Source organism: Ethanoligenens harbinense YUAN-3, from assembly GCF_000178115.2.
GTDB classification, from domain to species: domain Bacteria; phylum Bacillota; class Clostridia; order Oscillospirales; family Ethanoligenentaceae; genus Ethanoligenens; species Ethanoligenens harbinense.
Genome location: NC_014828.1, coordinates 982,496 through 1,004,737, shown reverse-complemented (window position 1 = coordinate 1,004,737; position 22,242 = coordinate 982,496). Strand labels below are relative to the sequence as shown.

Genomic DNA, 22,242 nt, shown 5'->3' with positions numbered 1-22,242 from the left:
GAATTACCAAAGCGCCTCATAGCCCGTGGAAACATAGTCCGCGCCACTGGCAAGAGCCTGCTCTACCTGCCGCTCGCTGCGAATCAGGCCGCCGGTAATCAGCGTCTTCTGCGTGTGGGATTTGGCTATCCGAATAACATCCGGCATTAAGCCGGGCATCAGTTCGATTTCGTCCGGTTCGTGCTTTTCAATCAGCTTAAAAGAGGTCTGCAACGCAGCGGTATCGATGGCGAAAATCCGTTGCACACATCTGCAATGCAACGTCTTTGCAGCGACGATCAAATGCGCTTTGGTCGTAATGATGCCTGAGACGCCCAGTTTCTCCACCACAAACGTTACAGCTTCCTTGTCGCGCCCTAATCCGCCAATCATGTCAATGTGGATATAAACCTGCTTACCAGACGACCGGAGCCGCTCGTTCAGCTCCCCTAGGGTGTTAATGTTTCCGGCCATCAGATTCACGCGTTCACATTGTGACTGCACCGCAACCGGAATCTGATCCAGCCGCACAATCGACGGGATAATTTTACTTTTATCCATCTGTTTCTCGTATCACAACCGCACTGCCAAGCAAAGATGTTGCCAGGCCTTTACTTAAGAAATCGCGTATGTGCCTTGTTTGCTTTGCACATTGAAACCTTTTACAATATACTTCAAATTCTGCCGGTAAAACAGCCAAGTAACGTATAAAATCTGTAAAATCCAAGTAAAATCCGCTGCTATGCAAGGCATACACTTCCGGCTTTGGCCAGACACACCGCAGTAGTAGCGATCGTACTGTCACCCTTGATATGCAAAGCAAACATTTCCGCAACCATCTGTTCGGCCATGGCGGTCAGCCCGAAGACGCGGCGACTGATTCTGGAGATTGCCCACCAGATGGGTTATGTGCCTCCCAAACGCCGCAAGAGTAAAAGCCCCACACCGTTGACCATCGGCGTCGCAGACTGGAAGATCACACGCGCAGATTGGGGCAATTACCGCTTTCCACCCTCACAAGCATAGCGCAGACCGTGAACCCGACGCTGGACGTTGGCTTTGTGCACCTTGCCTCCACCACTGAAAAGCCCGCTTAACGGCGGGCTTTTACATGCCTGTACGGCTCCACGTCTAATTCTGACTATAATGTTTTTTAGCAGTCTAAAAGTATTTTTAGACTCACATGATGCATTTTTAAGACAAATGCATCACGTTTTACCTATGAGAGCATGTATACGCCCGGTGGCGACGCCTTACGGCAACTTTGAATCTGCAAAAAACTTTCGGCAATGCCTGCGTAGATTACGCCTCTGTGTGCAACAAAAATTTTGAAACCTGCGTTTTCAGGATCTTGGCCTGCGATGAAAGTTCCTCACTCAGCGCGGCCGTCTCTTCCGAGGTAGCCGAATTAGTCTGCACGATTTCCGAAACCTGCTTCAATCCCTTATCAATCTCAACAAGACTGTTTGCCTGCTCATCAGAATCGTTTGAAATGCTTTTGACCAACATCGCCGACTGATCCACCAAAGACAGCATCGTCTGCAGCGCCTGAGCCGTATCCTGCGCGATTTTCAGGCCAAGCTCACTTTTCTGAATGGAATTTTCGATCAGTTCGGTAGTATCTTTTGCCGCCTGTGCGCTGCGCCCGGCCAGGCTACGCACCTCTTCGGCCACGACCGCAAAGCCTTTACCGTTCTGGCCCGCTCTGGCCGCCTCCACCGCCGCATTCAGAGCCAGAATGTTCGTCTGAAAAGCAATTTCATCTATGGTCTTGATAATTTTGCCGATATTGTTCGACGATTCCCCGATCGCCTGCATCGCTTCCAGCATGCTTTTCATTTTCTCGTTGCCCAGTGAGGCGCCATCCTGAACCTTGACGGTGATCTGCCTAGCCTCCTGCGCACTCATGGAATTCGCTTTTGTTTTTTCCGTGAGGCTGCCGAGCGACGACGTAAACTCTTCCATCGTGCTTGCCTGCTCAGTCGCGCCCTGCGACAACAGTTGGCTGGCTCCCGCCACCTCTTTGGAGCTGGAGGCCACTCTGTCGGAGGTCGTCTGAATAGCGCGCAGGGTTTCCTCAAACGAAACGATGATATTCTGGATGGAATCCTTGATTTCCGCAAAATCGCCCTGGAATTCCGTCCGGATATCCACATTGAGGTTACCACGCGCCATGGAAAACAGGGTCTTCGATATTTCGCCGACGTATGCGGACAGCGAATCAACCGTGTCGTTCAACCCATCCTTGATCTGGACAAAATCACCCGGATAGTCGCCTGTGACTTTCGTTCGCAGGTTGCCTTTGGCCACCTCCTGAAGAACCGCGGAGGCCTCCTGTATCGGATGGACAAACTGGTCCAGCGTATCATTGAAGCCTTCGATGATGGCTTTATAATCGCCCTGGTGCTTTTCAACATCCGCGCGCACGGACAGATTGCCGCATTCCGCCGCCTGCTCCAGCATCCTGGTATCGCCGATCAGTTTACGGATAGCCCCGATGCAGCCGTTGAGGCTGTTTCTGATGCGGTTGAATCCGCCTTTATACTCGTCTGTGATACAGTCCGGCAGATCGCCTCGGCTGATTTTGTCCACATAGTCGGCCGCCACCTCCAGCGGACTGACGATTGCGTCTATTGCGGCATTTACGCCCTCGATTACTTTCCGGTAGCTGCCCTGATGACACCCGGCATCCGCCCGGACGGAAAGCTGCCCCTCCACTGCCGCAGCCGAAAGCAGATTGGCGTCCTTAACCAGCGCGTTGATGGAGCGAATGCAGGTGTTCAGATTGTTTTTGATCAGGTTGAAATCGCCCACAAATTCGTCCGTGATTTCATCCGGTATATTGCCACTGCTGATTTTTTCAAGGTAATCGGCGGAGGTAGCCAAGGGACGGATGATTGCATCCAGTGTATTGTTCACACCGTCGATAATCTTCCTGTAATCGCCCTGATGTCTTTCCGCGTTAGCTCTGGCCGAAAGTTTCCCCTGCATGGCATCCCGCGTGAGCACGTTCGCATCCTGTATAAGCGCGTTGATCGACTGGATGCAGGTGTTGAGGTTATCCTTAATCTTATTGAAATCGCCGCGGTATTCTTCCGTGATCAGATCGGGCATCTCGCCGCGGCTGATGCGCTCGATATAGGATGCGGCCATATTGATCGGCGTTTCGATGGCATCCAGCGAACGGTTTACGCCGTCAATGATTTCAGCGTAGGCGCCCTGATGCGCGGCTGTATCGGCACGCACATCCAGTTTTCCGTCCACCGCTCCGGCAATCAGCGTATCGACATCGCCCTTCAGTGCCCGCAGGGAATCGGCTATCTTATGAAATGCCTGTGCGAGAATGCCAAACTCGTCTTTGGAACGCATGTCAATGTCCACCCCAAGGTCCCCCGCCGAAATGGACTCCGCCACGGCAACCAGTTTTCGGATAGGCCGCGAAAGACCTCTAGACATTAAAACCCCCAGCAAAAGCGACAAACCGAGAGACAAAACGAGCGCTGCGCCCATCCAAATAAGCGCAGCTACAAACGCCTGCGCGTTTGCGGAGTTCTGGGCTTTTGCATCGTTTGTCTGGTAAGCAATGAGCTTATTTATCGCCTGATTGAACGCTTTGCTTGCGTTTGCCACATCGCCGTTGAGTACTTTTTCCCCCTGCGCCACATCGCCCAGCCCAAACGTGCGGTTAAGGATTTGCGCACCGTTCATGATTGTGCCGAGATCGGCGGCAAGCGCGGATACATCTTGCTTCTCTGCATTTGAATCGGCATATTCACTGAACGCGCTGAGCTGATTCAAAATGTCCTGTTGAAGATTTGAGAGTTCCTGGTCGTAATTATCACTCGAGTTGATTGCTTTATCCTTCAACAGAGATTGAATCGAAAACGCATCCGTCTGAATTTTATTGAGCGGTGTAAGAGAAACCAGATTTTTTTTGTAGATCTCACTCGCCACATTGCTGATTTTGACAATATTGAAAACGCCGACGATACCGATCAGGATATTGCCAACCAGTGCCACAAAGAGAAACGAAACAATCAACCGTTCTGAGAAGCTGCGGCTCATAAACCATTTTACGAGCCTCTCTTTGATCCGACCAAATTCGATGCGCTGATGGGGAACCCTGTCGAATTTCATGCGCTTTTTCTTTATAACTTTTTTCATGGTCTTTCCCCTTTTTAGACATTCACACACGCATCCTGTCCAACCAAGAAAAACGGCAAAGCTTGGCGTGTTCTTAAAATCTGAAAGCCCGCACCGCAAAACAAACCCAAGACCATTTTACAACCAGACTGAATGGATACACGGACCCTGCCTGTCAAACCGCTGAAGTAAAAATCTGTTTTATGTACCAAAAGTTCCTCAGACACCAACTGTCCGAAGAACTTTTGAACACACGTTTTCGGATAAAATTTTACTCAGCCGCGATTCGGGCCAGGCTGCCATTCAGATGAGGCACGGCCGCTCTTCGCCGCATAATATGCCGCGATGGCCCGCTCCGCAGGCTTGGCATAAAAACAATAACTTATATCCTCCGCAGCATCGGCAGAGGAATACAGCCGGGCAGGCCATTCCCACATGCCAAACCCCTGCATCCATGGGCACCGATCCGTATGCATAAACATTTCCTGGAACCATCGCGCTTGTTCCTCCATGTCCGGTGCACCTCTTACAGACCAATCATTCGGTACGGATCCAGATCCGTGAATGGACATGCACCCGGCTTCTGCGAAGAAAAATGGCTTCCTATATTGTTTTACCACTGTTTCTATGCGATCCAGTTCATTTCCCCAAGATTCAAACGGATAATATCCGCTGGAGGAGATCACATCCACGCAGTCCCACCAGCGCACCTGATCTTCCTGATACTTATCGGTATTGTAAGACACAGGGCCGCTGTATACCTGTTTCACTTTAGCGATCAAGTCACGCCACTCCGCTTCCCGCCGCTGCGCCATCACCATTTCACAACCAGTGATGAACATCACGCAGCCGGTTTTTTCCGCCAGCGCGGCGTAATGCAGTTGAAACGCCTCATGTGAAGCAAACCAATTTCTCCATTTAGGCTCACAGGGAACTTCGTTATCGAAAAAATTAATGTGCGCGCGCCAGACTCCATTTGCGCAATTTACAGTGGGCTTCAAAATAACCTGTAATCCCATCAACTGCGCATATGAGATCATGCCACAGAGTTCTTCATCCGAAAAAGTGTGTGGACCTGAAAAATCAATATTTTCGGATTGCGGCGTTTGCTGTATGCCCGCAGGTGCAAAAATCACATGCGTGGCAGCTGTCCCCTCTTTCATTAACCGCAAACTTTTATATGCTTCCTTACCTTGCAACGTGCCTCTTCTACCAAAAGGAAGAAATGTCACACCATATATAAATTCCATTTTATACCCTATTTATTTCCCGGATGGCAGATACCCACCGCTTAATAACAGCGGCGGCTGCGGAATGGCGTGGCAGGCAGGCCGTGGGCATTGAACAGTGAAACTTCTCCCCAGCTAAACCACGCATAGCGTACATAGCAAGGAACCGGAACATCACCGGATCTTACAAATACTGTTTTCCCCTTGATAACCGCTTCCGCCGAATGATACACGCCATCCGCGCCGGCCACCTCAAAGCCCACGCCTTTGCCACCTTGAAAATGCAGGCCATCTGCCTCCACAAACCAGATTCGCATACCGCCGCTTTCCGGGCGGACGATATGGAACGCAGGCCCATCCGCGGCAACCGATCTTCCATAGACTGTTTTGAGCGCCTGCAAAGCCAAACGCTTACCCACAGTCTGTTTGTCCAGCGGGTGGATATTGTCGAATTCTCCACAATCGATGGTGACAGCAAGCGCTGTGTTTTTAATTGTGCGAGACACGCGCCACTGGTTTTCACGCAGGATACACCAATGACGGGTGTCCTCACCCTTGTCATAATCGGCTTTGCTGACAAAACGGGGAAGTTGCACAAACACGAAAGGTAGTTCGGCATCTTCCCAGTCACCGCGCCACTGGCCGATAAGATAACCCAGCATTTCACCATAATCCGTACAGCGGGTCTCATCTTCCTCGCCCTGATAATACAAAAATCCACGGACGGTGTAAGGTTTCACCCGCGCAATCATCGTATGGTAGAGACCCGACGGACGGAATGGTGATTTCCTGCCGGCAGGCTGGGGCCACGGACATACCCCGCATTCGGCATTCAGCGTTTCCCAGGTGACATCCGGGTCTTTGGCGCGCATGGCCTGCACGCGCGCATTCCAAGCGTTCCAGTCCCGGAAATAAGCTTCCATCTCCGCGTCGTACTGCTCTTCGGTTTTATCACCCACCAGTGCCGCATAATCATCCAGATAGCGCTGCCCGGCTTTCGTGCGCGCAAGCTGCTCTTCATCCATCCAACAACTGATGGACGTGCCGCCCCAATAGCAATCAATGATACCCACCGGGACATTTAATGCCTCCTGCAATTTCCGTGCACAGAAATAAGCCACGGCCGACATTGTTGCGGATGTCTTCGCTCCGCAGACTTGCCAGGAGGATACGTCCTCCGCCTCATACAGTTGCTCGCCTTCCCACGCGAATTTAGGAACATTGAAAAAGCGGATGCAGTCGTTGCCGGACTGCGCCACTTCTTCTTCGCCATTCAGGCAATTCCGCAACTCCAGTTCCATATTGCTCTGCCCGCCGGCCAGCCATACTTCACCGGCCAGGATATCATGAAAGCAAACGGTATCCGTCCCGTCCGTAATCGTCATCGTATAGGGTCCGCCTATGGGCACCGACGGCAAAGACACTCTCCAAAAGCCCGCTTCTACCGGTGTGGAAACCTCGTTTCCGTCCATCTCCACCGTGACTGTCCGATCATTAACGCCGGCGCCGAATACGTCGATGTCTTTTTCCCTCTGAACAACCATATGATCGGAAAATATTGCGGCGGGACGCATTTTCGTTTTAGGCATGATTACTGCTTCTCTTTCCCCAGAATATCAAGGTTTTTGCGAATCATGTCACAGCGCTGTTCCACGCATTTTACCGAGCGCAGAGCATCTGCTGGCGTGTTGAACACATAATCGACCAATCGGTCCAGCGTGGTGGACGCTACGTGTACGCGGGTATCGCTGGATGCATAATAGATATAAACATTCTCATTTTCATCCACAACTGCGCCATTGGTAAACACGACGTTGGAAACATCGCCCACGCGCTCCCCTTCAAGCGGCGCGATCAGGAATCCGCCCGGCTCGGCATTCACTTTCCAAGGCTCGTTCAGATCAGTGGCAAACGCGTAGATGACATAACGCAGACCGGCAGCGGTGTTGCGCACACCATGTGCGATATGTACCCAGCCTCTTTCGGTGCGGATAGGCACGGCGCCCGCCCCGTTCTTCGCTTCGGTGATCGTATGGTAGCGGCGGGCGCTGGTGATGATCTCCTCGTCGATGACCGCGTGGCAGATATCGTCACACATACCAAAGCCGATGCCGCCGCCTGAGCCGGTGGAAATAAAGCCATCCATTGGGCGGGTATAGAAGGCATATTTGCCGTTTACAAAATTGGGCAGGAGTAAGACATTTCGCTGTTGCGGGGACTGCCGGGTGACCAGATTGTCCAGACGCTCCCATGTCCTGAGGTCTTTGGTACGCACGATGCCGGCGGCCGCCACGGCGGCGGAGAGGTCGGGGTCGTCTTTGTCCTTGCTTTCGGAGCAGAAAACGCCGTAGATCCAGCCGTCCTCATGCTGTGTGAGGCGCATATCGTAAACATTGGTTTCCTCGGGGCAGGTATCCGGTAGCTGCACCGGATAATCCCAGAAACGGAAACCATCCACCGGAGAATCGCTTTCGGCCACGGCGAAGAACGATTTGCGGTCATTGCCTTCCACGCGGGCGACCAGATAGTACTTCCCGTTCAGATACAACGCGCCCGCATTGAGTGTGGCGTTGACGCCCAGCCGTTCCAAAAAGAGCGGGTTGCTTCTCGTATCCAGATCGTATCGCCAGGTTAAAGGCGCCATCTCACGCGTGAGAACCGGGTGCTCCCAGCGGGTATAGATACCGTTGTAGCGCGTCTTCGGCTGGTTTTTCCGCGCAAGCAGACGTTCCTGTTTGGCTAGCTCGACATAATAATCAGCATGCAGCATTTATATTTCTCCTTATAACTTCCAGGCACATACGGCCGTTGTGATACGGACATTTCCAGGGTTCCACGATCGGTTTTTTGCTCGAAGGCTTTCCGTCGTCATCCACTTCCCAGAACCACTCCGAACCGGGACGCGGGTCGACGAGATAGGTCCTGATGTATCCCCAGACATCCTCCGCCGCCTGCAAGAATTCCCTGCGGCCGGATTTCTGGTACTCGTTGAGAAACCCGAGAATGCCTTCGGCCTGCACCCACCATACACGCGTCTTATTTTCCACGCCGCGATCACATTCGTTCCAAATGGAGTTCTTGTGGTACGCCGTTTTGTAGATCTGCTCCGCCAGCGCACTGGTGATAGGCGAAAGCTTCGCGGTGAGCGCCGGGTCTTTCAACAGCCCGCAGCCCCAGTCCATCAGCCACGAAGTCTCGATGTCGTGCCCATAAGAGTGCAAATCCAGAATGCTGTGCAGCTCCCGGTCGAAGAAGACTTCCTGCCGGCGTTTCTCCGGATTGTAGACCTTACTGATGAACGTCTCCAGAATATGCCGCAGGCTTTCGCCCACATCGGCGTCGCCCGACGCCTGATACAGCCCGGAATAGCCCTCAAAGACATGCAGAAGTGTGTTCATCGTCTTATCCGCAAGCACACCGTTTTCAGACAGTTTTTCATTGGAAACGGGCTTGAAGGAACGGTCAAACGCTTCCAGATAGCCGATCTCGTCGGTGCATTTGGCTTCAATCATTTTGTAGAGGCCGCGCGCCAGTGTCAACGCCTCCTCGTCCCTGGTGAGTTCATAATAGGCGGAAAGCGCGTAAATCGCAAACGCCTGATTATAGGTATGCTTGGTGCTGTCCTTTACCGAACCGTCATAATTGAGCGACCAGTAAATACCGCCGTATTCTTTATCCAGGCAATTCCCCTTTAAAAACACATACGCATGCCTGGCTTCATCCAGCAGATCGGAACGTCCCAGCGCTTTTGCGGCAGTCGAAAAGAACCAGAGGATGCGGTTGTTGAGAATGCAGCCTTTTTCAGCTTGTTTATCAAGATTCAAATCGAAATCAAGCAATCCGTAATAGCCTCCGAATGCGTCGTCTCGCAGGCCTTTCCAAAAAGGTATAATGTTATCCGTTAACGCAGATGTTACTTCGTCCAGTAGCACGAAACTCCCCTCTTTCCGTGGAAAAATAAGAATACAGCCCCGAGAGACTGCATTCAAAAAGTGCGATTATCGCTTTCCGATTTCCGTGTCGATGGATGTGACCACACTGTTTGACTTGATGTATTGCACCGCTTCGTTGAGCGTGGTGAAGGCAAGACCTACATAGCTGTCCGCGGCGCCATAATAGATGGCAATGCGTCCGGTGTCCGCGTCGCAAAGAGTCGCGCAGGGGAACGCCACGTTTGGCACAAAGCCTCGCTCCTCATACCATTCTTCCGGTGTGAGCATGTAGTTCTGGCACCGGTATTTCACAATCGAGGGATTATCAATGTCCAGGATGGCGCCGCCAATGCTATACACATACCCATTGCAGGTGCCGGCAACACCGTGAAAAAACAGCAGCCAGCCTTCGCTGGTTTCGATCGGCGCCGCACCGCCGCCGATTTTCAGCGATTCCCACCATTCGCTGCCTTTGCCCATTACATGCCGGTGTTTGCCCCAATAGGTGAGGTCCGGGCTTTCACTCAAGAAAATATCACCGAACGGGGTGTGTCCGCTGTCACTTGGGCGGGAAAGCAAAACAAAGTTTCCATTAATTTTCCGCGGAAAGAGTACCGCATTGCGGTTAAACGGCAAAAACGGATTTTCTACGCGGATAAAGGTTTTAAAATCCTGCGTTTTGGCCATGCCGATGGCCGCCCCATAAAAATCCTGACACCAGATGACATAATAAGTGTCTTCCACCTTGACCAAACGCGGGTCATAAGCGTAGATAGGCATGAACGACTCGCCGTCTTCATCTACAAACTGAATCCGTTCTTCATTAAAAGACCAGTGAATAGCATCCTCGCTGCAGCCTAAATAAATGTAAGGAATACCGTTTGTCTGCTCACCGCGAAACACGCCGATAAACGTGCCTTCATAGGCGACAACCGCGCTGTTGAAAATTCTTGCCACGCCTTTCAGCGGGTTGCGCCCGATGACCGGGTTTCCACTGTAGCGCCAAAGAGGTATGTTCCGGATGCCCTCCGGGGCTTCCTGCCACGGAATGTTGGAAAGTGATTGTCCATTGATAAATTGTACCTGGGCCATATGAATCCGCCTTTTCTTTGTTATAAATGCAATGAGAGGATCAACCTTTTACGGAACCGGCTGTCAGGCCGCTGTAAACCTGTTTCTGGAAAATCAGAAATACAATGATGGCAGGCACCATGGTGATAAGCACACCGGCGCAGATGAGGTTGTATTGGCTGCCCAACGGGCCGGTGAACGTATACAGAGACGTGGAAACCACTTGCAGTGTGGTTTTGTCCTGCAAATACAGGTTGGCCATGTAATATTCGTTGTAAGTGGCCACACCCTTTAGAATAATAACGGTCACGATAGCCGGTTTGAGCAGTGGAAGCAAAACCTTGAAAAACACGCCAAAATAAGAGCATCCATCCAATATGGCCGCTTCATCCAGTGAAACCGAGATGTTTGTGAAGAACTGGATAAAAATATAGATGGAGATCACATCCGTGCCCATCAAAAGAAGAATATATCCGGGCATGGAGTTAATCAGGTTTAAGTTATACATGATTTTGTAAACCGTAACCTGCATCGCAATACCGGGGATCAATGTGGCAAACAGAAACAGATTGCGCACCAGCCCGTTTCCAGGAAATTTGAACCGGTTTAAAACATAGGCGAGCATGGAACTGATCAAAATGGACCCAACCAGAACAAAGACCAAAATGATTACGGAGTTGAAAAATGCCAGACCCATATCCGCCTGCTTCCAGGCATCAACAAAATTGCTAAAATTGAGCCAGCTTTGCGGCAATGTCATAACGCTTGTGCTCTGATATTCCGTCTTCGTCTTGAACGCCGTCACAACACAAGCATACAAAGGAACGAGTGCTATAAAAGCCATTAGGCACAAAAACGCATATTTCAAAACAATCAGAGCGTATTTAAGAATGGCCTGTGGAACGGTAAGGCCTTTCAGCTTCATATAGATGCTCCTCCCTTCTTGACTGCCGACGGCATGACTCGAACTTTCCGCACGGTCTGAGTCGTCTGCGCCGCCTGTTGTCGCTGCCTTTCCAAACGGCGCTTACGGCTAAGCTTGTCGGCAAACGTCATTCCTTCGGAATTTTCGTCGAGGAACGTCTTCTGTACAAACAGTTGCAGCAATGTTACAAGAACGATGATCCCCATCAGCACCACCGCCATGGCACTGGCCAAGCCCACTTTCTGATCCTGGTGCGCGATTGCATCCATTCTTACAAAATATGTGGCTGTGCCAAAGGCACCTTTTGTGATAACGTATGGCGGCTCGAAAGCAGCGATCGAACCCGAAATGGAAAGAATCAGGTTCAAAACGACGATTGTCTTGATACCGGGAAGAATCACATGGACAAATTTTTGCCAGGCATTGGCCCCGTCTATATCTGCAGCTTCATACAAATCGGGGTCGACCGATGTAATCGCACCAATAAAGAGGATAACGTTCTGCCCCAAATAGCGCCAGATGGAAGTGCCCGCCAACGCGGCATTGTTCACGGATGTATCCTTCAGCCAATACGGCAAATTGTTGATATGGAACCCAAGCCAAGAGAGCACCGTATCAAACACAAAACCATGTGTAAAGAAAAATTTAAAAATGAAGCCGACTGCAATACCGCCGATTAAAAACGGAAAGAAAAGGACTGCTTTATAAAACCCGCCGGCTTTTATCTTAAAACTCAATATAGTGGCAAGCAAAAGAGCCAAAGCCAACTGGATGAAAGCACCCGCCATGTAGTAGAACATGAGACCCAGAGAAGAAAAAATATCCGACCGTGTAAACACCTCAATATAATTGTGTAACCCAATAAATGTGCCCGGAGAAAGATAATCCATGTCGAAAAAGCTATATTGGATCATATTGGCGAATGGCAGGTAGGTGAATAGGACCAGCAAAAAGAGCGGCGCTGCCATAAAGGCTATGATGACAACCATTTGCTGCCCGCGCATGCTGCCTATCCATTGTCTGAATGTAGTTGGTTTTTTCAATTCATGATTTCTTGCACTTGTCATAAATTCCTCCTCCTTAATGAATGCGGAACGGCCAATTAAAGCCATTCCGCAAAAGCGCAGTCAAATAGATGCTTCTCGCATTATTTCAACGCCCCATATTCTTGTTGTGCGGCAGTCCATTTCTGGTTCCAACCGTTCATAATGGAATCAAAGGTCGGGGTTCCTTTTTCCGCCGCTTCCACGATCGACATCACGTGGTTGTTATCAGAGTTCAGAGCCAGCTCGGACTCGGTATTGATTTTGGAAAGCAGATCCTCTTCGCCCTTCGGTGCAGGATTGTCTGTGACCATGGTCACGTCTTTGAAGTTGGCGAGAACCGAGGGAAGCGCATGCGTTTTCACAGTGGGGAGGCCGCCCTGATCCGTATCAAAGTTGGAATCTTCAATCAGCCATTTGACATACAGCATGGAAGCGATCTGATTGTTTTTGGAAGCGTTTTTGTTGATGCCGTAGTTGTAGTCAGGACCCGCAGTCGCATACTGTTTGCCATTCACCGTGATCGGGAAAGGCATGTAACCGATGTCGGCAGAATGAGAACCCGCCTGCTGCATCTGCGGAACAGCCCAAGAGCCCAGCACCATCACACCGATATCGCCATTGTTTATCTTGGTCTTGCTGCCTTCCCAGTCGGTCGTGGTCGGGTCGGCTTCCGTCAGCTTCTTGTTGACGGCATCATACAGGATTTTGTAAACATAGTACGGGCCGGTCTCGCTTCCATTGGAAGGTTTGGAGAACGGGTTCTTGCTGTGAACCAGGGTGTTGTTCATAAAGTCCGCGCTGCCCGTTGCCGTGCCGGAAATGTATGCGTCCCATGCGCCCATGGTCCAGCCGGCCGAGAAGTTGGTATACAGCGGAGTCGCGCTTGTTTTATCTTTAATCAGCTGCAGATCCGCAATGAAGTCATCCGGCGTTTTGGGCAGCGAGGTGATGCCCGCTTTCTGGAAGACCGCTTTATTGTACACGACGCCCTGCACGTTGCTGAGGGAAGGAACGCCGTACACAGTGCCTTGGTAAGAGAAGTTATCCAGATAGTTATACGTTTTAGCAATGGTCGTTTCTTTGCCAAACGGCACAAACAGTTGAGCAAGCTGGGTCTTTTTCACGGTCGTAGGGATCATGCAGATATCGCCCCAGTTTTTTGTCGTCAGTTCTGTCGTCATGTTCTGTGCATAGTTCGTGTCGCCGACGTACTTAACCGTAATGCCAGGATACAGTTTTTCGAATTTCTTGACATACTCTGGAAACACGGTGCTCTGAAGATCGGTACGGTTGGTATGGAAGACCAGGCTCGCTTTGATGTCCTTGTAGTCACTCCCCAGTTTGATGGAATCAATCGTGGGAAGAGACGACGATCCACCGGCGCTGCCGTTGTTGTTGCAGGCTGCCAGCGACACAGCCATAGCGCCAACTAGCATCAAACTCAAAAACTTTTTCATCTGTTCTGCCTCCTAATACGCAGCAAATAAAATATGAATTCGTTAAGGCTTGCTAAAACAAAGTGCCGCAATAGAATATTGGAGTTATTTTTAAGTAATTATTTTTTAAACATGCACTTTGTTTACCTTAATCTCTACAACTAAATTATATATATTTAACAAACATCTGTCATCAGTTTATCTTGATTTTCTGACACTATCTTGACTTTTTTTATGTTTTTGCAGTACTATTTACTTAAAGAGTTTAAAAATTATGTGTATTTTGACATTTCACATTTTTTAGCAGCCTCATGGTACTCCAGCGCTGAATCGCCGATGTATGTAAGCTAAACACAATTTTTTAGCTAATTTAAGCATCAAGGGAATTAAACCATGCCATCTGAAAAAAAGAATCCGCCCCGCTACCTTCTGTGGGGAAACACACAGTCCACCGTATTTCATTATGCCTCATTGGCAGAGACAAAAAACCACCTGTTCCATATACTGCACATCCATGACGGCCTGGGCATGCTGGCAAAGCGGCAGTACCAGCAGGACCGGCAGAATATCCGTGCCGGGAACATCCTGTTCCTTCGTCCCGAGACAAATTTTCTGCTACAGGCGGGCGATGCCCCGCTCCATTTCACCGATTTTTTAGTGGAAGGGGACTGTTTCGCCTTTCCTTTGGTCCTGCATCCAGATCAGGCAGAACCACATTTGATACACGCGATGAGCCTGTTGGAAAAACAGTCTACACCTTTTTTGCCCGGCACTCCCTCGGACGCGCTTTCCGCCGCGCTGACGGAATTCCGCAGCCGCATCGCCTCTCGCCAAACAGGCTGCCCGTCCGGATCTGCCCCTATTCACACTCTCAAGAGGATTCTGGATACCCGATATATGGAATCGCTGCATCTTGACGGCTTCGCGGAGGAATTGTATGTCAATAAATTTAAACTGGTCAAAGAATTCAAAAAGCAATATGGCATGCCTCCCATTGAATATCTTCTAAATCGTCGTATTCAGGAAGCGTGCAGGCTGCTATTGGAGACAAACAAGAAAATCATTGAAATCGGCATTATGGTTGGCCTCTCCAATCCCACGTATTTTACTCGGGCATTTAAAGAAAAAATCGGCTGCACGCCTTTATCCTATCGCAAGCAACACCAATAAAAACGCCCAAATCGGAAAACCGGAGGGGGATCCTCTCCGAGTCCTTCCATTTGGACGTTTGGTTACTCTATGGACGGTTTATTCGGGGGCGCTCCTGTTGTCCCCCTTATGATCAGATGCCCCGTGATGACTTTCAAATTAAACGCATAGTGCCGATTGTTTATTTTTTTCAATAGCCGGTTGATGCAGGCCTGCGCCATCGCGCCCGTGTCTACCTTATAGGTCGTGACCCTAGTAGCAGCCCCCAAGCCAAGAACGACATAATCGTCAAACCCCGCCACCGAGACATCTTCCGGAATACTGTATCCCGCGTTCTTCAGCAAATTGATGAGCTCACAGGCCACCACATCGCAGTTGCAGACGAATGCCGTCGGCAATATGTCCGGTAGCACAATCCGCAGCGTGCCGTCCGCTATGCGGTCTGGCAGCACCATATCCGGGCGGAACTCCAGTCCGTTTTCCTGCATAGCCTGGCAATAACCGAAATACCGGTCATTGATACTGCTGGTGGAATTTAGAGAACCCACAAAATCGATTTTCTTGTGTCCCAATTGAATCAAATGGCTCGTGACGGCCGCCATGCCGTGATATCCATCTGAAATGATGCAGTCGTTCCCGTCCGTGATATCGTACGAATCCAAAAAAACGACCGGAATGTTTCGAGCATTTTTTTGCAGCATATCGCGGTATTTCGCGCCTTTCTGCCCAATCAGGATCAGCCCGTCAATTTTTTCATCCTGCAAAATGCGGGGCTCCACGGGTTGATCCTCATCGTCGGACTGAATCAGTTCCAAAACCCCGAAATACCCGATTTCATTCAGATTGCTAACCAGACATTCGTACATTTTCCAGTAAAACGACCGGCCCTTTTCAATAAAACCTATTGGGATCAAAATACCGATATTGCCCATTTTCTTTGCCGTCCTTTTGGCGGCAAGGCCAAACGGATAGCCCATTTCACGCGCAAGCGCCTTGATTTTTTCACGGACCTCTGCGCTGACACCCTCTTTATCGGCAAGAGCTTTAGAAACCGTTACCGTGCTCACTCCGATGCGTTTGGCGATGTCCGCCATCCGAACTTCCTTCGGCATAAGCAACCCTCCTACTCAACTTTCAAATGCAACAAACGTCCCTGAAAATCCCCCCACAGGCTTCCGATATGGTAGCCTGCGTACATCAACGCCGCGCCCGAAAGCACGTCTTCCGTTCCTTCCACCCGATAGCGCAGAGCGGGGTCCAGCCCCTGCAGGCGGACACGCGTGCTGTGAACATTTGGCTGCCCGAGCACACGCACAAAGGTGACCAGCGCCTCCCGCCGATCTTTGGCAACGACCATCCAACAGTCGTTTTCATGGTTTTCGGTATAAGACAGCACCCGGTAATAATCGCCCCGGCGCACCAGATCGTTGTAGCGGTGATAAAGCTCCACCTGCTGCCGAACCGTCTTCTTATCCTCATCGGACAATTTGGTAATGTCCAGTTCATAACCAAAGGTGCCCGCCAGCGCCACATAACCGCGCGTTTCAAACGGCGTGACCCGCCCCACCGTGTGGTTCGGGCAGACGCTGACATGCGCGCCGATGGCGGAAAGCGGATAGATCAGCTCGGTGCCTTCCTGTATCTTCAGGCGCTCTACGGCGTCCGTATCGTCCGAGCACCAGATTTGCGGGCTGTAATAGAGCATGCCGGGATCAAAACGTGCGCCGCCTCCGGAACAGTTTTCAAGCAGCAGATGCGGAAAATCGGCAACCAGACGTTCCTGCATCTCATACAGACCCAGCACATAGCGATGCGAAAGCTCCCCCTGTCTGTCCGCGGGCAGGGCAACGCTTCCAAGGTCGGTGAGCTGTCGGTTCATATCCCATTTCACATACTGGATATTGGCGCTGCGCAGCACCGCGCTCACTTGACTATAGGTATAATCCCGAACCTCTTTGCGGGAAAAATCCAGCACATACTGGTTGCGGCAGCGGCTGGGCGTGCGGCCCGTGATCTGGATGGCCCAGTCGGGGTGCGCACGGTAGAGGTCGGAATCCGGCGAGATCATCTCCGGCTCGAACCAGATGCCAAAGCGCATGCCCAGCTTGTTGACCTCATCCACCAGATATTTCAAGCCGCCCTTCAGCTTCTTTTCGTTGACCTTCCAGTCGCCGAGCGCGGTATTGTCGTCGTTGCGGTTACCAAACCAGCCGTCGTCCATCACCAGCATCTCGATGCCGAGCCGCGACGCCTCCCGGGCGATGCCCAACAGCTTTTCGGTGTCAAAATCAAAATAGGTCGCTTCCCAGTTGTTGATAAGGATGGGCCGTTTGCTGTCCCGGTATTCGCTGCGGATCAGGTGGCTGCGGTAGAGATCGTGGAAGGTGCGCGTCATACCGCCGATGCCCTGTGCGGAATAGACCTCGACAACCTCGGGCGCGGTGAAGGTCTCGCCGGGCTCCAGTGTCCATGAAAAATCCTGCGGATGGATGCCCATGACCGCGCGCACCGAGTCAAACTGCGTGCGCTCCACCTGCGCGAGAAAATTGCCGGAATAGACAAAATGCAGACCGTAAACCTCGCCGCTCTGCTGGGTGGCGGCATGCTCGGCAAGCGCGATGAACGGGTGCTCCTGATGGCTGGACTCGCCGCGCACAGAGGAGACGCTCTGCTTGCCATAACCCAGTGGATGGCGCTGGATATGCCGCTCCCTTGCCCAAGAACCGTACAGGCTGATCATGTCAAACGCGCGGTTGTCCATATCCAGACAGGCGGACAGAACTTTCGTCAGCCGCACCGGCTCTTTGCCCGCATTTTTCACATCCACGCTGCGCGCGATGACATCCAACTTTTCAAACACCGTATAGCGCAGGATGACCTCCATATCCAGAACGGGGGCGACCGCCAGAATTTCCAGCGTGGTGCAGTCCCGCTCACCGCCGAACGTCGCCGGCAGTCCCGGCAGCTTGGGCTTGCCGGCAAAGATCCGGTGGGATTTGTATTGCAGCGCGCAGGCCGTGTGCCCGCCGTTGGTCTGCACAGCAAGGCAGTCTTCACGAAAATCCCCCAGACCGTGCGTAGGATATTCCATGGGGAACGTATCCAGAAACGAGACCCGATCCCGGTTGTTGACCGAAGGCGTAAACGGCGGCTCATTGATCCGCAGCCGGTAGGAAAGGTCTTCATCGGGGACTTTTCTGCCGTAATAGACATGTCCGATAAAACGCTCTTCATCCACCACACGGATCATATAGGTACTTGCGGGTGTGTCCAGTTTAAACGTGTCGGTTGCCTCATAATAGGTGATTGCCATAAGCAACGCTCCTTCTGCAAGCGGCAGGTTCACGCCGATAATTGTTGTAGCTTTCCTCGGGCCGCCTACCGCCCCGCATGCGCCGCTTTATATGCCCGGATGTAGTCGCGGTAGGCATAAAAACTGTCTTTGGGAATGCGCGCCTGTGTCGCATAATCGAGATAGACGATGCCGAAGCGCTTGCTGTAGCCGTGCGCCCATTCAAAATTGTCCATGAACGACCAGCAGTAATACCCCGCGATGTCAAGGCCTTCCGCGTTGCACTGCTCCACAGCTCGCAGGTGGCGAAGCAGATAGTCCACACGTTCGACATCGTGCACCGCGCCGTCCTCCAGCGTGTCTTTCCACGCGGAACCGTTCTCGGTAATATAGACGGGCAGCGCGGTATAGCCGCGCACCTGACGGAGCAGATCCGCCAGCGTTTCAGGGCAGACATCCCAGCCCATGTCGGTCTGCTTCTTGTCGGACGGGGCGGCCCCCGTCAACAGCAGCGCCGCGGGGTCATAACGGACATAGTTACGGGAATAAAAATTGATGCCGAGAAAGTCGATTGGTTCCCCGATGATCTCCAGATCACCTTCATGCACAAAAGCGTAATCGGTCGCCGTGCGGGCCGCGAAGAGCGTCAGCATATCGGCGGGATACCGTTTTTTAAAAACGGGGTCTAAAAACCAGCGGTTTTGATAGCCGTCCTGCATGACGCGGGCCAGGCTGTCAGCTATTCCGACGGTCTTTGCATACACCGGCGAGAGATTATCCGTGATGCCGATTGGATGCGCGCCATGCATCGCGCGATAGACCCGCACCGCCATTCCGTGTGAAAGCAGGATATGGTGCGCCGCGACCAGCGCCTCCGCCAGATTGCGGTGCCCGGGCGCGTGCTCACCGATAAAATAAGAAAGAAACGATGCGCACCACGGCTCGTTGTGCGTGATCCACATATCCACGTCGGCGTCCAGTTCCTCAAAGCATTTGGCCGCAAACGTGACGAACCAGTCCGCGCAGGCTCGGTTCTGCCAGCCGCCCAGTTCTTCGGCCCACTGCGGCAGATCCCAGTGATAAAGGGTTACCGCGGCCTTGATGCCCTGTTTTTTCAGCTCGGCCAGCACGTTTTTATAAAACCGCATCCCCTCGGGGTTATAGTGATCCTTCGCCGGGAAAATACGCGGCCACGCGATGGAAAAGCGGTAACTGTCCGTCCCCAGTTCTTTCATCAGCGCGATATCTTCCTTATAGCGATGATAATGGTCGCAGGCGACCGCGCCGTCCTCGCCGTCTTTGACCGCGCCGGGCTGCTTTGCGAACGTATCCCAGATGCAGGGCGTGCGCCCGCCCTCATGGGCGGCGCCCTCGACCTGATAAGCCGCCGTGGCGGTCCCGAATACAAAAGATTTTTCCATATGGTTTCCCCCGGTAAGAGCGCGCCGCGCGCACCACGCTATCGGAAACGTGACCGGTAAAACATGCCGGTCACGTTTAGAACCCGCTCTCATATTTTTGGGCCGGTTTTCCGGTCGGTTATTCGCCGTGCGTATAGGTGTCGTACAGGCTGCGCGCGCGCAGCTGCGCTTCGACGATTTCCCGGGAAATCAGCTTGCCGCCCTTGGGAACCGTCACGGTTTTTTCCTCGCCGCCGGAAATGTCGAAGTAATTGTCACTGAACACCACATCCGCGTCGGTCAGCGAAAGCTCCACAAACATCGCGAACGAGCGGGCGGAAACCGTGATATCAAAATGGTCACCCGCCTCCGCCACACGAGTGGAAAGCTCCGGGTCATGGAAGGCAAAGTGCTTGGGTTTGACGAACAGCACGGTTCCCGTAGAAAGGGTTTGCCCGTTTTCTTCCAGCGCAAAGGCCAGATAATGGCCGCGCTGCCGCTCAACGGTATCAAGCACATCCGAGAAATCAAGCTCGGCGCACGCTTTATCGGAAAGCGCGTCCACCGCGACCGCAACACTGTCTTCGCAGACCATGCGCGAAGCATCGTCAAGCAGGCGCCAGCGGACGGTGCCGGTAAACGTTTCACGCCGGTCGTTTGTCACATGGAGCGAAGCGGACGTGCCCTCCTCGCAGGCCGAGAGCAGCACCGGCGCGTAAAAACGCCTTGTCGCATAATGCAGGGCTTTCCAACGGCCATAATAGTCGATGCTCGACCACGAAGCGACCGGCCAGCAATCATTGACCTGCCAGATGAGCGTGCCCATGCAGCGCCCGCGGCTGCGGCGCCAGTGCTCCACGCCATAGCGGATACCCTCCGCCTGAATAAGCTGCGAAGCAAGCAACAGCGAATCGAAATCCTTGGGGTAGCGGTAAGTTTCACTGATATAATAAAGAATTTTGCCGTTGGACGCGCGGTTTTTCTGGTGCGATTCCATCACCGGAGAGAAGATATTGCGGTCTTCCGGCAACGTGAAAGTCTCCACCGTTTTAAGGCAGGGAAAAGACTGAAGGCCGAATTCGGACATAAAACGCGGAAAATGGGTTCGGAACGCAGTAAACGGTTCCTGCCCGTGCCAGACGCCCCAATAGTGCATGTCGCCGATGCGCTCGCTGTCCGGGTCGTCGAAATCGCCGGTGGAGGAAGGGGAGGACCTCCAGTAAAAGGTCTGCGGGTCGCACTCTTTCATGACGTGCGGCAGGACATATTCAAATTGCCTGATATAGTCCGCCTGCAGGTGCGGGCCGTATTTTTCCTTCCAGCCCCAGTGGTGCCACGCGGACTCCATCTCGTTGTTGCCGCACCACAGTCCCAGGCAGGCATGGTGGCGCAAACGGCCGACATTGTCTTTCGTCTCGGCCACGATGCTGTCGCGGAACGCATCCGTAAACGAGTAGACGCCGCAGGCATAACCCAGATCCTGCCAAACGACCAAACCGTATTCATCGCAGAGGTCATAAAGGAAATCCTCCGGATAATAGCCGCCGCCCCACACGCGCAGCATGTTGAAGTTTGCCTGCACGCAGTCTTTGATGAGGATCTCCGTCTTTTCGCGCGTGACCCGACTGATGATATTATCCTGCGGGATATAGTTGCCGCCCTTGGCGAAGAACGAAACGCCGTTGACGGTAAACGCAAACGAGGCGCCCCATTCGTCCGGTTCCATCTTAACGGTAAGCGTGCGCAGACCGATGCGGAGACTGCGGCTGTCCAGCGCGCGCCCCCCGGAAAGGAGCGTAACCTCCATGTCATAAAGCGGATGCGCGCCCATGCCGTTGGGCCACCAGAGCTGCGGATTTTTGATGTCCAGTTTCAGCACGCCCTTGGCCTGCTCCATCTCCTGCTCGACGGTAAACGTTTTGCCGTCCGGCGCCGTGACCGCCACGCGCGCCGTCAGATCGGCCGGCGCACAGGTTTCCGCGCCGACACGGACGGAAAGCGCTACCGCGTTTTCGGTATGCTCTTGAGTCACATAGACATCGTTCAGCCGGGCAATGTCCCATCCCACGATGGAGATATCGCGCCAGATGCCCGCGTCCGGCAGGCGGGGACCCCAATCCCACCCAAACATATAATGCGCTTTACGCAGGAAAGCGAACCCGTCCATCGTGTGTTCCAGAAAATCGTTCGGCATCTCGGTGTTTTTTTCCGTGATGAACCGGTTGGGGGAGTGGAACACCACGCGCAGGGTGTTTTCCCCCGCGCGCAGGGCGGCTTTTATAGCAACCTCATATGTCCGGTGCATGTTCTCACCGGTGAAGATGCAAATGTCATTCAAAAATACGTCGCATAATGTGTCTAATCCTTCGCAGCGCAGAAGAACATGGTCGTGGTTCAATACATCCTCCGAAACGGAGAAAGCGCGGACATACTCGAAATCGCGCTCGGTGACGCGCATGGCATCCCATTCGTTTTCACGATAGAACGGATCTTCCATTTTGCCGGCGCGCAGCAGATCCGCGTAAACGGAACCCGGCACGACAGCCTCTGTCCACTCTTTCTCGTCCAGAGCCCGCATTTTCCACGAGCCGTTCAGATTCAACAATTTCATTATACGATTTGGCCTTTCTCCGAACCCAA

General features: G+C 52.4%; 15 protein-coding genes. 1 reads left to right on the top strand and 14 read right to left on the bottom strand.

Features of this window, described 5'->3' with window-relative positions:
• Positions 1–3: 3 nt before the first annotated feature.
• From ETHHA_RS04635 to ETHHA_RS04590, 10 genes are all read right to left on the bottom strand, one after another.
• The gene (locus ETHHA_RS04635) at positions 4–540 is read right to left on the bottom strand and encodes a glycerol-3-phosphate responsive antiterminator (RefSeq protein ID WP_013484834.1); all 537 of its coding nucleotides are present in this window, start codon (positions 538–540) and stop codon (positions 4–6) included.
• A 741-nt stretch (positions 541–1,281) separates the two neighbouring features.
• Positions 1,282–4,143, bottom strand: coding sequence for a methyl-accepting chemotaxis protein (locus tag ETHHA_RS14430; protein ID WP_013484833.1), 2,862 nt, complete (start codon positions 4,141–4,143; stop codon positions 1,282–1,284).
• 254 nt (positions 4,144–4,397) lie between these two features.
• Positions 4,398–5,372, bottom strand: a complete 975-nt coding sequence (locus ETHHA_RS04625) for a glycoside hydrolase family 113 (protein ID WP_013484832.1) — start codon at positions 5,370–5,372, stop codon at positions 4,398–4,400.
• 41 nt (positions 5,373–5,413) lie between these two features.
• Complete coding sequence (locus tag ETHHA_RS04620; protein ID WP_013484831.1) at positions 5,414–6,940, bottom strand: sialate O-acetylesterase; 1,527 nt, start codon at positions 6,938–6,940, stop codon at positions 5,414–5,416.
• 2 nt (positions 6,941–6,942) lie between these two features.
• Positions 6,943–8,121, bottom strand: a complete 1,179-nt coding sequence (locus ETHHA_RS04615; protein WP_013484830.1) for a glycoside hydrolase family 130 protein — start codon at positions 8,119–8,121, stop codon at positions 6,943–6,945.
• Positions 8,108–9,190 (bottom strand): AGE family epimerase/isomerase, encoded by a 1,083-nt coding sequence (locus ETHHA_RS04610; RefSeq protein WP_341349196.1) that lies wholly within the window; start codon positions 9,188–9,190, stop codon positions 8,108–8,110. Before ETHHA_RS04610 ends, ETHHA_RS04615 begins: the two co-directional genes overlap by 14 nt.
• Before the next feature lie 159 nt (positions 9,191–9,349).
• On the bottom strand, positions 9,350–10,375 hold the full coding sequence (locus ETHHA_RS04605) for a glycoside hydrolase family 130 protein (protein WP_013484828.1): 1,026 nt from the start codon (positions 10,373–10,375) through the stop codon (positions 9,350–9,352).
• Between the two features lie 40 nt (positions 10,376–10,415).
• Positions 10,416–11,051, bottom strand: a complete 636-nt coding sequence (locus tag ETHHA_RS04600) for a carbohydrate ABC transporter permease (protein WP_341349195.1) — start codon at positions 11,049–11,051, stop codon at positions 10,416–10,418.
• Between the two features lie 224 nt (positions 11,052–11,275).
• Positions 11,276–12,346, bottom strand: a complete 1,071-nt coding sequence (locus ETHHA_RS04595) for a carbohydrate ABC transporter permease (RefSeq protein ID WP_013484826.1) — start codon at positions 12,344–12,346, stop codon at positions 11,276–11,278.
• An 80-nt stretch (positions 12,347–12,426) separates the two neighbouring features.
• Positions 12,427–13,782: an ABC transporter substrate-binding protein gene (locus ETHHA_RS04590; protein ID WP_013484825.1), complete on the bottom strand. Its 1,356-nt coding sequence runs from the start codon at positions 13,780–13,782 to the stop codon at positions 12,427–12,429.
• A gap of 708 nt (positions 13,783–14,490) precedes the next feature.
• Here ETHHA_RS04590 and ETHHA_RS15800 point away from each other — a divergent pair.
• Positions 14,491–14,931, top strand: a complete 441-nt coding sequence (locus ETHHA_RS15800) for a helix-turn-helix transcriptional regulator (RefSeq protein WP_162938332.1) — start codon at positions 14,491–14,493, stop codon at positions 14,929–14,931.
• Between the two features lie 62 nt (positions 14,932–14,993).
• Here ETHHA_RS15800 and ETHHA_RS04580 read toward each other — a convergent pair whose 3' ends face one another.
• The 4 genes from ETHHA_RS04580 to ETHHA_RS04565 all read right to left on the bottom strand — a co-directional run bounded on the left by ETHHA_RS04580 (position 14,994) and on the right by ETHHA_RS04565 (position 22,213).
• A complete protein-coding gene (locus ETHHA_RS04580; RefSeq protein WP_013484823.1) occupies positions 14,994–16,022 on the bottom strand; it encodes a LacI family DNA-binding transcriptional regulator in 1,029 nt (342 codons plus the stop codon).
• Positions 16,023–16,033: 11 nt separating this feature from the next.
• Positions 16,034–18,223, bottom strand: a complete 2,190-nt coding sequence (locus tag ETHHA_RS04575) for an alpha-galactosidase (protein ID WP_013484822.1) — start codon at positions 18,221–18,223, stop codon at positions 16,034–16,036.
• 65 nt (positions 18,224–18,288) lie between these two features.
• Complete coding sequence (locus tag ETHHA_RS04570) at positions 18,289–19,623, bottom strand: GH1 family beta-glucosidase (protein WP_013484821.1); 1,335 nt, start codon at positions 19,621–19,623, stop codon at positions 18,289–18,291.
• Between the two features lie 118 nt (positions 19,624–19,741).
• Positions 19,742–22,213 carry a beta-mannosidase gene (locus tag ETHHA_RS04565; protein WP_013484820.1) on the bottom strand — a complete coding sequence of 824 codons (2,472 nt, stop codon included), beginning with the start codon at positions 22,211–22,213 and terminating at the stop codon, positions 19,742–19,744.
• Positions 22,214–22,242: the final 29 nt, after the last annotated feature.

Bases quoted from the DNA above. Each gene is read 5' to 3' on its own strand.
- ETHHA_RS04635 (WP_013484834.1), bottom strand. From the start codon at position 540: ATGGATAAAAGTAAAATTATCCCGTCGATTGTGCGGCTGGATCAGATT.
- ETHHA_RS14430 (WP_013484833.1), bottom strand. From the start codon at position 4,143: ATGAAAAAAGTTATAAAGAAAAAGCGCATGAAATTCGACAGGGTTCCC.
- ETHHA_RS04625 (WP_013484832.1), bottom strand. From the start codon at position 5,372: ATGGAATTTATATATGGTGTGACATTTCTTCCTTTTGGTAGAAGAGGC.
- ETHHA_RS04620 (WP_013484831.1), bottom strand. From the start codon at position 6,940: ATGCCTAAAACGAAAATGCGTCCCGCCGCAATATTTTCCGATCATATG.
- ETHHA_RS04615 (WP_013484830.1), bottom strand. From the start codon at position 8,121: ATGCTGCATGCTGATTATTATGTCGAGCTAGCCAAACAGGAACGTCTG.
- ETHHA_RS04605 (WP_013484828.1), bottom strand. From the start codon at position 10,375: ATGGCCCAGGTACAATTTATCAATGGACAATCACTTTCCAACATTCCG.
- ETHHA_RS04600 (WP_341349195.1), bottom strand. From the start codon at position 11,051: ATGGGTCTGGCATTTTTCAACTCCGTAATCATTTTGGTCTTTGTTCTG.
- ETHHA_RS04595 (WP_013484826.1), bottom strand. From the start codon at position 12,346: ATGACAAGTGCAAGAAATCATGAATTGAAAAAACCAACTACATTCAGA.
- ETHHA_RS04590 (WP_013484825.1), bottom strand. From the start codon at position 13,782: ATGAAAAAGTTTTTGAGTTTGATGCTAGTTGGCGCTATGGCTGTGTCG.
- ETHHA_RS15800 (WP_162938332.1), top strand. From the start codon at position 14,491: ATGAGCCTGTTGGAAAAACAGTCTACACCTTTTTTGCCCGGCACTCCC.
- ETHHA_RS04580 (WP_013484823.1), bottom strand. From the start codon at position 16,022: ATGCCGAAGGAAGTTCGGATGGCGGACATCGCCAAACGCATCGGAGTG.
- ETHHA_RS04575 (WP_013484822.1), bottom strand. From the start codon at position 18,223: ATGGCAATCACCTATTATGAGGCAACCGACACGTTTAAACTGGACACA.
- ETHHA_RS04570 (WP_013484821.1), bottom strand. From the start codon at position 19,623: ATGGAAAAATCTTTTGTATTCGGGACCGCCACGGCGGCTTATCAGGTC.
- ETHHA_RS04565 (WP_013484820.1), bottom strand. From the start codon at position 22,213: ATGAAATTGTTGAATCTGAACGGCTCGTGGAAAATGCGGGCTCTGGAC.